Source organism: Arthrobacter sp. CC3 (assembly GCF_039907775.1).
In the GTDB taxonomy this organism is placed as follows: Bacteria; Actinomycetota; Actinomycetes; order Actinomycetales; family Micrococcaceae; genus Arthrobacter.
Map to the genome: position 1 here is coordinate 31,275 of NZ_JARCCY010000043.1, position 9,780 is coordinate 41,054.

Sequence of the window (9,780 nt, forward strand, 5' to 3'; positions counted from 1 at the left end):
CGTAGTCTGGACACACGTCTCTCGCGTGATAGCTGGACAAAATGGCGCCGAAGAAGCGATTGGGTTCACGTCTGGCCGCGGCCTTGGGAAGGCTCGTCGGATTCTTTGCCGTGAGCGCCATCTGCGGGGTGCTGGCCGCCAGCCTGGTGGTTCCGAGCGTGGCGGCCGCCGGGGTGACGGTCAGCAGTTCGATTACATTCTTCAACAGCCTGCCTGGCGACCTCACGGTCAACGTTCCGTCGCAGGCCACCAAGATGGTCACGGCGGACGGCCAGCCGATCGCCACGTTCTACGCGGAAAACCGGGTGCGGGTCGCCCTGGACCAGATGTCCCCGTTCATCAAGGACGCGATCATCGCGATCGAGGACAGCCGCTTCTACGACCATGCCGGCATCGACCCACAAGGCATCCTGCGTGCACTGACGTACAACCTCACCCAGGGCGGCCGGCAGGGTGCGTCCACGCTGACCCAGCAGTACGTCACCAACGTCATCAATGAGTCGTACCTTTCCGCGGACCAAAGCGAGCAGGTGATCCTCAGCGGCCAGAAGAGCGTTGGCGACAAGCTTCGGGAGATGAAGCTTGCCATCGAGCTGGAAAAGAAATACACGAAGGACCAGATCCTCGAGGGCTACCTGAACATCGTGTTCTTCAACCGTGACGCCTACGGCATCGAGGCCGCGGCACGGCACTTCTTCAGCACGTCCGCCAAGGAGCTCACCCTGCCGCAGGCCGCGCTGCTGGCCGGGCTGGTGAACAGCCCCAGCTTCTATGACCCCGCCGTTCACCCGGAGAACTCGCTGCAGCGCCGCAACCAGGTCCTGGGCAACATGCTGGAACAGAGGAAAATCACCCAGGCCGAACACGACGCCGCCGTGGCCACCGGCGTGGACCTGAAAATCACCCCGGGCAGGCAGGGCTGCGCCGCCGCCGTCATCGCACCGTACTTCTGCGACTACGTGTCCCATCTGATCCTCAACAACCCGGCCTACGGTGTGGAACTCAAAGACCGGGAGAGGCTGCTGTACCGCGGCGGCCTGACCATCGTCACCACCCTGGACAGCAGGCTGCAGGCCGCCGCCCAGGCCCAGGTGGATGCCACCGCGGGAGCCAACCCGGACACCTGGGGTGCAGCCTTGGTGACCATCCAGCCCGGCTCCGGCCGGATCCTGGCCATGGCCCAGAACACCGTATTCCTTCCGGCGGACGGGAAATTCGACACCCAGCTGAACTTCAACGTCGATTCCATGGATGCCAACGGCAATGACCTGAACGGAGCCGGCGGATTCCAGCCCGGATCCACCATGAAGCCGTTCACGTTCGCGGAGTGGCTGAATGAGGGAAAACCCCTGAACGCGATGATCGATGCGTCCCGGCGGACCTACCCGCTGAACTTTCCGTGGCGGTCCAGCTGCGGCAAGGTGCTCGGCGCCTACAGCACGGCTGAAAAGAACGCCGGGCTGGGGGCTGAAGACGACCTTCAAAACAACGACCTCGGATACTACCGGCCCATGCCCATCAACTACGGCCTGTACAACTCCATCAACACGGCAACCTTCGCCGCCGCCACGCAGCTGGATTTCTGCGGAATCCAGAAGATGGTGGATGCGGTGGGGATCCACAGCGGCCTGGACGGAGCCCAGGTGAACATGCATCAGCTGGGCAATCTGCTGGGCGCCATCGGGGTGGCTCCCCTGCACCTGGCGAACGCCTTTGCCACGTTCTCCAATGACGGCCGGTACTGCACTCCCATCGGCGTCGCGGACGTCAGCGACACCGCAGGGCGGCATTATCCGGCCGAGGCCACGCAGTGCCGCGCCGCCGTCAAGCCCGAGGTGGCCCGCGGGGTCAACGCCGTGCTGCAGGACGTCCTGAAGATGGGATCCGGGGTCTACATCAACCCGAAGGTCCAGAGCCGGGTTCCGGTAGCGGCGAAGACGGGAACGTCCAACAACAACGGCGCCACCTGGGTGGTGGGCTACACCTCGGGCCTGGCCACGGCGTCGTTCTTCGGCGACACCCTGCAGGGCCAAAAGAGGGCCGGCCAGAACATCACCATCAACGGCAACTTCTACAAGGCCATTGACGGCTACATGCTGGCCGGGCCGCAGTGGGCCAACTACATGATGGAAGTTGCCGGGCTGTACCCGGCAGAGCTCTTCCCTCCGCCGCCGCCGTCCATGTACATCCCGCAGGGACCGACGCCGGCACCCTCCCGCTAGCCCGCAGCCGGCGGGCCAGCCGCCTGCGGTGAGCCGCCCGTCATCTTGCCGAAACGCAACCTGCAGTCGCCCTCCCGTCACGCCGTCGAAGCGCTCCAGTTAACATGCCCGAAACAAGACGGTCACGTGATCTTCACGCTGGCCCCGTTCCTGTAACTTACCCGCAACCTAGCGCCCCATTATCGGAAACACAAAGCGGGAAACATTGAGCGGGGGCGTGGCCCGGAATCACTCGAGGTCCCGTACGGAAGACTTGATGAGAAGGGACACGCAGGTGCAAATCACTGCGGAAAACGTCTGGCTGATGCTGTCGTCGGCCATGGTGCTGTTCATGACCCCCGGCCTCGGCCTGTTCTACGGCGGCATGACCCGTGCCAAGGCGGCGCTCAACATGATCATGATGAGCTTTATCTCGGCCGGCATCGTCGGCGTCGTGTGGGTCCTGTGGGGCTACTCCATGACCACCGGCGACGGCATCCTCGGCCTGTTCGGCAACCCCTTCGCCAACTTTGGCCTGCAGAACCTGATGGGCTCGCCGGACCTCATGAAGGCGGCCTTCAGCGCCACCTTCGCCATCATCACCGTGGCCCTCATCAGCGGCGCCATCGCGGACCGCGCCAAGTTCAGCGCCTGGGCGCTCTTCGTCCCCATCTGGATCACCCTGGTTTACTGCCCGCTGGCCTACATGATCTGGGGCGGCGGCCTCATGAGCGCCGGCGGCGCCATCACCGCCATCTTCGGCCAGGTGATCGACTTTGCCGGCGGCGCCGTCGTCGAGGTCAGCTCCGGAACCGCAGCCTTCGTCCTCGCATTGATCGTGGGAAAGCGCCAGGGATTCGCCAAGGACCCCAACCACCGGCCGCACAACATCCCGTTCATCATGCTCGGTGCCGCCATCCTCTGGTTCGGCTGGTTCGGCTTCAACGGCGGTGCCGCCACCACTGCCGAGCAGGCCGGCCTCATCTGGGTCAACACCCTGGTGGCACCGGCCGCGGCCATGCTGAGCTGGCTGGTCACCGAAAAGATCCGCCACGGGCACCCCACCTCCCTCGGCGCCGCTTCAGGTGTAGTTGCCGGCCTGGTGGCCATCACCCCCTCCTGCGCCAACATCAGCCCCCTCGCAGCCCTGGGCCTGGGCCTCGTGGCCGGCGCGGCCTGCGCGGTCTTCGTCGACCAGAAATACCGGTTCGGCTTTGACGATTCGCTGGACGTCGTGGGTGTCCACTTCGGAGCCGGCGTCATCGGCACGCTCTCTCTTGGCTTCATCGCCCTGCCGGTGGACGGTGTGGGCGGCGGCCTCCTGTACGGCGGCGGCGCACAGCAGCTCGTGGCCCAGCTCGTCGCCGTCCTCGTCACCATCGCCTTGTCCGGCCTGGGCACGTTGGTCATCGGCCGTGCCATCCACAGGGCCATCGGTTTCCGGGTCAGCGAGGAAGCCGAAAACGCGGGCGTGGACCTCTCCGAGCATGCCGAGACGGCCTACGCATTCGGCGAACTGTCGCGCAGCCGGTTCAACCCTTTCCATCACGCACTGCCCGCTCCGGCAACAACCAACGCTCCGGCAACTGCCCAGGCACAGGAAAAGCAAGACAGCCTGGTGTAGCCGCCTTGCTGTTGGCAGGTGAGCCTGTGGGAGGTGAGGGGCCGGCGGCGGTCTTTGGGAAGGCCCCCCGGACGTGCCGGGAGTCGTGCCGTCGGCCCTACGTCCATCATAAGAAGCGGCGCGTTGCCGGACCATAGGCCGTAATGCCCTAACCAGTCGCAGGAACCCGGCAATTAGGTCACACGTTTGGGTCTTTTTGATCCGGCCGGACAGGCTTACCGTGGGTCACAGGGAGCAGCCCGCCCGGGCAGCCGAACCACGGAGGATCTTCCTATGACAACGCACGTCGCAGACTGCAGTGTTTCCAACTGTTCCTTCAACGACCACTCGAATTGCAACGCCGCCGCCATCACCGTCGGCGGGACCCAGGACCATGCATCCTGCGCTACCTTCATCGACACCGGCATGCACGGCGGACTGCCCAAGGTCCTGGCCGACGTCGGAGCCTGCCAGCGCTCCGAATGCGTCCACAACGACCACCTGATGTGCAAGGCCCCGGAGGTTCATGTGGGTCCGGGCGCAGACAATGCGGACTGCCTGACGTACTCGCACGCGTAGCGGGGCGGGGACTCCCCCTGCATCGGGACCAGACACCAGCAACTGAAAGCAGAGGACGACGGCGGGACTTCCCGCCGTCGTCCTCTTGCGTTAGTGGCTGCCTGCAGTCAGCCGCGGCGGACGCCGGGTGTCAGCCGCCGTCAGTCATCGCTGGACGGCGGTTCCGGTTCGGGCTCTTCCAGCCAGTTCACTACGCTGCTGCCGCCGTGCGCCCGGTTAAGCGTCTCCTGCAGGGCATCGGCTTCCTGCGCCGCAAGGTCCAGTTCGGACACGGCGATCATCACGCCGCGGGCGCTTTCGTTGTGCGGGCGGGCGTAATGCGTTCCCGCGGCCGCCGCCCGGTGCCATGCGGCCAGTTCCCGGATGGCCTGCGCGATGGACCCCTGCGTTTCGGTGAGGCTGCGGAGGATTTCGTGGCTGTCCGATGGCGCGTCCAGGTTCCGGGTGGCACGGGCCAGATAGCGGGCCGCCTCCTGCATCTGCTGCGCCGCGCGCCGTGGTCCGTTTGTCTCTGACACCGTCCTGCTCCTTCGCCTGGGCCGTCATCCGATGGACCCATTGTCCCCCACTCCGTCAGCCCGGCAGGGCCGGAATGGTTCTTGACAGCGCTGCGGCTCCGGGCGCTAGATGATCAGTAGTGGGGGTCCCACGTCACCGCAGAAACCACAGCAACCGCAGCAAAAGGAGCGGACATGAGCGAGAATCCAAAGACGTCGGAGCGTGTCCACAGCGAGGCTCCGGCCGAAGGCGACGTGAACGCGGATCCGCGGGACATCCGGGCGCATTCGCAGGACCCCGCCGAAGGAGCCGACATCACAGTCGCCGACCTTGCAGACGGGGCAGCCGCCGAAAGCTGAGTGGTTGTGGACATTGTCGAGTTCCTGTCCGAGCGCATCAGGGAAGACGAGGCAGCGGCCCGGAAAATCCTCAGTGACCGCACGGTCTCCGAATCAGGGCGATGGTACGAACACCGCCTGCTGCTGGAGTGCGAGGCGAAGAAGAGGGTCATCCGGACCGTCGAATCTGCCCGGCAAACGGCGCTTGCAACCATGGTCAGCGACCCCTTCGAGGAGGAGTCCCGCTGGATCCCCGAAGCCATCGAGTGGACCACCCGATCGCTGAAGGCGCTGGCGCTGCCCTATGCCGATCACCCGGACTTCGAGGAGGACTGGCTCTAGGCCCGCGCAGCTATCCCGCGGGCCGCAGGGAGGTAATCATGCGCTTGATGCTGCGGTACTCCGAGGTCTCCAGGTAGATCTTGGCTTTCTCCAGGTAGGGCAGGGACTCGTCCGCGGGAGTGTCATTGTTCGCCGGATCGTAGAAGGCCCCGAACATGGCCGCGTTCGGCGGCCACGTGAAGAACTGGAAGATGGCGCAGGCCGAGTCCCCGGCCGGCGGAGGACCGGACGTGATCCCGTACGCCGCAGCCGGAGTGTCTGCCGGCCCCGGGGCGGTGGCGTTTCCCCTGGTCTCATAGACGAACCGCGGCGTGGCGCCTTTAAGGGTCAGCGCCGTCAGGTCCTGGGAGTCGAGCACGGAGTACGGGTACCGGTCCACGCAGGTGGACCCTGTTGCCATGTTGGTCCGCAGCGTCGCCAACGGTTTTAATGCAGTGTTGGTGACCTCCGCGAAGGCGCCTCCGCCCTCCGCCAGTTCCCCCGCGGGATCCCTGACGCTCCACGTGGCGGGAAGGTCGAACGTGAGCTGGCCGTCCGCCGTCGTGTAGCTGGTCCACGCTACGGACTCAGGGGCCGCGGGCTCAGTGGAGGTCCCGCCGGCAGCCGGCGTTTTCGTGTTGTCCGGGGTTTGCGTCGCGCCTGACGGGGCGCTGGCTGGCGCGGACGCCGGGAGGTCACTCGCCGATTCCGTAGGCGGCCCGGGAGGTCCGGGTTGCTGGCCGCAGCCGGCCAGCAGGAAGGCGAAGACGAGAACGACAGGCAATGCTAAGTGGGACGATGCCGACGCGCGCATGCCAACCTCAAGGGGCCGCGAGATAGTCCCTCTATTGTGGCCCTGTCACGACCCCCCGTTCCAGATCCGCCGCCACCAGGATCGCTTCAGTTCAGGCTCCGCCGGCTGCGCGGCCGCAGCTGCAGCGCGCTCAGCGCGGCGTTCGCGCCAGCGCTCCACTTCAGCCTCAATGTCACGGGTCTTCGTGATGACGGGTGGTCCGCCCTGGAGCTGGCGGCGGGCATCGATCACGCGCTTGTTGAAGTCCGCCAGGATGTCGCGGACCTGCTTCTCGGCAAACTGGGCGTCGAGCCGGGCGTCCAGCTCGGAGTCTTCGGTCCGCAGGAGGATGGCTTTCGGCCCCATGCCGGTGAGGTTCTCGCGCTGGATCAGGCCCTTGACCCACCATTCGGGGTCGTAGGCCTCGCCCAGCCCCGGGATGGGTTTGCCGGCGTACTTCAGGTTGTCGAACTTCCCCTGGGCCATGGCGTCCCGGATCAGGTATTCGGCCCGTTTGGCGTCGTCCACTTTCCGGCGCTTTTCCCGCTCTTTTTCCTCAGCGGCGGCGAGCTCGGCTTCCTCCGCGGTTGTCATGCCGGTTGCCCGGACAGCGCGCAGTTCGACGGCTCGTTCCAGGCGGCGCTTGAACGCGCTGCCGGCTCCTTCGCTGGTCATGTCCACACCGCCCCTGGCCGATCCTGAATAACCTGCCTTCCAGTATTCAGAGGACCGACGGGAGTTTCAACAACATGGCTAAGAAGCAATGCCAAAGCGGTCGACGGCGGGACCTCCCGCCGTCGACCGCTTTCGTTTTGTTCCTTAACGCGAGAGCTTGGCCTCGTCCGGTTTGGGGTCGCCGATGTGGCCGGGAGCGTTGGCGGCGAGGACCCGTTCCACGAACGCGCCGTATTCCTCCATGTAATGGCGCAGGAAGTCCGCGGTGCCCTGGTTGGTGACGGTTCCGTCCTCGGCGAAGTCGGCGGGATTGAACTTCAGGTAGGCCTCGGGGGCGTTGAGCTGGGGCGCGTCGAGGAAGCTGAGGACTGCGCGCATGGAGGACTGCATGACCGCGGTGCCGATGCTGCCCGGTGAGGCGCCGAGGATGCCGGTCGGTTTGCGGGCGAACGAGTTGGTGCCCCAGGGGCGGGATCCCCAGTCGATGGCGTTCTTGAGGGCGCCGGGGATGGAGCGGTTGTATTCGGGGGACACGAACAGGATGCCGTCCGAGCCCTCGATCGCTTCCTTCAGCGCACGTCCGGCCGGGGGAAAATCGGCGTCGTAGTCGTAGCTGTAGAGCGGGAGGTCCTTGATGGGAATCTCGGTGAACTCGAGGTCCTCCGGAGCCAGTTTGATCACGGCGTTGGCGAGTGTGCGGTTGATGGAGCCGCGGGCCAGGCTTCCTACGAAGTAGCCGATCTTGAACGTTGCCATGCGACAGATCCCTTCTTTGGGCCGGCCTGAGCCGGCTGGCCGACTGGTGGGCCATGCCTGACACAGGCTCGGCCCGTCAGCCAGTCCAGCACAGAACGCGTGCGGGGGCTAGGGGCGCGGGACCGCATTCACCGACGCAGCCCGTATGCTGGCATCATCCGTCAGGGACGACGGAATTCGTGCAGTCAGGGGGACACTGTTGCGTTCGTTTTCCACTAAGCGGGGCAATCCGCCCGCCAACCGCCAAAGCGCCAGCGGATTGCCGCCAGCCGTCCGTCGCTCAGCCAGCGGAAGAATACCGCAATGGGCAATTGACGAAGCACTGGGCCGCGCAACGGACAACGACCCGTGGCGTGCGGGCTCCGCGTCCCCTCAACGGGCTAAGAAACCGGGATTCTTTCGGCGCCCGGCATGGACCCGCGTGACCCGAAGGGCGAGAAGAAAGTCCACGGCGGGCTTGGCGATCGCACTCATCGTCGGCCTTTACTTCACTCCATCGCTGCTGGAAAGGTTCGTTCTGCCAGCCGTTCTGCCGTACCTTCCGGGCTCCAAGGTGCCACCGCCAGGCTTTGAGGCTGCAGCTTCCCCGCTGGGCCGGCCGCCCGCTACGACCGGATCGCGCTCATACTTGCTCCAGCCGTCGCCTGATGCAGACCAGCCATTCGCCGCGTACGATCCCTGCCGCCCCGTCCACTATGTTGTCCGGCCAGACAACGCGCCGCCGGGCGCGGATTTGCTGTTGGCGGAGGCCGTTGCTGAGGTTTCCGCCGCAAGCGGTCTCCAGTTTGTGAACGATGGAGCAACGAGCGAGGGTCCCAGCGACGAGCGGAAACCGTACCAGCCGGACCGTTACGGCCAACACTGGGCTCCGGTTCTCATCGCGTGGTCCACTCCGGAGGAGTCACCTGGGCTCGCCGGAAAAGTCGCGGGGCTGGGAGGCAGCACCATGGTCAATGCCTTGGGCTCGCCCTATGTGCTGGTCGCAGGACAGGTGCGCCTTGATGCCCCGACTCTCTCGGAGATCATGCAATGGCCGGAGGGATCAGCCCACGCACGCGCCGTCATCACTCACGAACTCGGACACGTTCTGGGCCTCAGCCACGTCGATGACCCCAGCCAATTGATGTATGGCGAGGGAAACAATGTGACTGGCCTTGCCGACGGCGACCGTGCGGGCCTAGCAGTGTTGGGCACCGGCCAGTGCGTGCCGCAGTTGTAACACATCGAGAAGCGATGCTGAGGACGGCAGAAATCCCGCCGTCCTCAGCATCGCTTGAAGTTCTCTGACCTCAGGCCACCCCTGCAGTCAGCGCCGACGCGAAGTCCGTAATGTCCGCTGCCGCGGCGCTGTTGTCGAAGTCCACGTGGCGGGCTTCCTTCCATTGGCAGGAATTGGCCTGCGCCCCGGCCCAGAAGGTTTCCCAGTTGGCGAGTTTCCACTCGTCCCGCGGGTAGCCCCTGGAAATCAGGCGCTGACGGAGTGCCTCGCCCGCCAGCTTCACGTGGACAACCACCAGTTCCGCCTCCGGCCACTGGTGCTGGCAGCGGATCTTGGACAGGTAGTCGTCGTCCGTGAAGAACTTGCCGAACGGCGCGTCCAGCACCACGGAGTTTCCGGCCATCAGGTTGTCCCGGGTGAGGTCCAGGATGGACGCGTACTCCAGCGGCATGATGGTGCTCTGGTAGAACTCGTTGTTGTCCCGCTCGTTGGGGTCCGAGCCGTTGAGCCGCAGCAGCAGCTCGGTGAACCGGATGGTGGCGGTGTCCTTGTCGATGTACGCAGCCCCGAACCGCTGGGCGATGAGCCTGCTAACGCTGGACTTTCCGGAACCGGCCGGGCCGATCACAAAGAACACTTTGGGGATGGTGGTAGTCAACTGCCTGTTCTTCCTCGAACCGTGGAACTTGAAACGTAGAACCGGTACCGCGCCGTGCCTAGTAGTACTTTGTTAGGTTGGCGGGGCGTGTTGGCAGTAGGGGCAGCGGCGGAGCTGTCGGATGAGGATCCGTTGGAGT

General features: G+C 65.3%; 11 protein-coding genes. 6 read left to right on the forward strand and 5 right to left on the reverse strand.

What is annotated here, in order from left to right:
• The first annotated feature begins 41 nt into the window (after positions 1–41).
• The 3 genes from PV761_RS19935 to PV761_RS19945 all read left to right on the forward strand — a co-directional run bounded on the left by PV761_RS19935 (position 42) and on the right by PV761_RS19945 (position 4,383).
• Positions 42–2,222 (forward strand): transglycosylase domain-containing protein, encoded by a 2,181-nt coding sequence (locus PV761_RS19935; protein WP_347899386.1) that lies wholly within the window; start codon positions 42–44, stop codon positions 2,220–2,222.
• A gap of 274 nt (positions 2,223–2,496) precedes the next feature.
• Positions 2,497–3,825 carry an ammonium transporter gene (locus PV761_RS19940; RefSeq protein ID WP_347899387.1) on the forward strand — a complete coding sequence of 443 codons (1,329 nt, stop codon included), beginning with the start codon at positions 2,497–2,499 and terminating at the stop codon, positions 3,823–3,825.
• 273 nt (positions 3,826–4,098) lie between these two features.
• Positions 4,099–4,383, forward strand: a complete 285-nt coding sequence (locus PV761_RS19945; RefSeq protein WP_055807503.1) for a DUF1540 domain-containing protein — start codon at positions 4,099–4,101, stop codon at positions 4,381–4,383.
• Between the two features lie 140 nt (positions 4,384–4,523).
• Here PV761_RS19945 and PV761_RS19950 read toward each other — a convergent pair whose 3' ends face one another.
• Complete coding sequence (locus PV761_RS19950) at positions 4,524–4,901, reverse strand: hypothetical protein (protein WP_347899388.1); 378 nt, start codon at positions 4,899–4,901, stop codon at positions 4,524–4,526.
• A 174-nt stretch (positions 4,902–5,075) separates the two neighbouring features.
• Here PV761_RS19950 and PV761_RS19955 point away from each other — a divergent pair, with 174 nt between their 5' ends.
• Both PV761_RS19955 and PV761_RS19960 read left to right on the forward strand, forming a co-directional pair.
• Positions 5,076–5,240, forward strand: a complete 165-nt coding sequence (locus tag PV761_RS19955; protein ID WP_197024942.1) for a hypothetical protein — start codon at positions 5,076–5,078, stop codon at positions 5,238–5,240.
• Between the two features lie 6 nt (positions 5,241–5,246).
• Positions 5,247–5,561, forward strand: a complete 315-nt coding sequence (locus PV761_RS19960) for a DUF6221 family protein (protein ID WP_347899389.1) — start codon at positions 5,247–5,249, stop codon at positions 5,559–5,561.
• Between the two features lie 10 nt (positions 5,562–5,571).
• Here PV761_RS19960 and PV761_RS19965 read toward each other — a convergent pair whose 3' ends face one another.
• The 3 genes from PV761_RS19965 to PV761_RS19975 all read right to left on the reverse strand — a co-directional run bounded on the left by PV761_RS19965 (position 5,572) and on the right by PV761_RS19975 (position 7,764).
• Positions 5,572–6,324 carry a hypothetical protein gene (locus tag PV761_RS19965; protein ID WP_347899390.1) on the reverse strand — a complete coding sequence of 251 codons (753 nt, stop codon included), beginning with the start codon at positions 6,322–6,324 and terminating at the stop codon, positions 5,572–5,574.
• Positions 6,325–6,399: 75 nt separating this feature from the next.
• A complete protein-coding gene (locus PV761_RS19970; protein WP_347899391.1) occupies positions 6,400–7,008 on the reverse strand; it encodes a DUF1992 domain-containing protein in 609 nt (202 codons plus the stop codon).
• A gap of 144 nt (positions 7,009–7,152) precedes the next feature.
• Entirely contained in the window at positions 7,153–7,764 is a 612-nt protein-coding gene (locus PV761_RS19975) for an NADPH-dependent FMN reductase (RefSeq protein WP_028271264.1), read from the reverse strand.
• A gap of 787 nt (positions 7,765–8,551) precedes the next feature.
• Between PV761_RS19975 and PV761_RS19980 the strand changes: the two genes are divergently transcribed.
• The gene (locus PV761_RS19980; protein ID WP_231511243.1) at positions 8,552–8,983 is read left to right on the forward strand and encodes a matrixin family metalloprotease; all 432 of its coding nucleotides are present in this window, start codon (positions 8,552–8,554) and stop codon (positions 8,981–8,983) included.
• Positions 8,984–9,053: 70 nt separating this feature from the next.
• Here PV761_RS19980 and PV761_RS19985 read toward each other — a convergent pair whose 3' ends face one another.
• Positions 9,054–9,641 (reverse strand): AAA family ATPase, encoded by a 588-nt coding sequence (locus tag PV761_RS19985; RefSeq protein ID WP_028271266.1) that lies wholly within the window; start codon positions 9,639–9,641, stop codon positions 9,054–9,056.
• Positions 9,642–9,780: the final 139 nt, after the last annotated feature.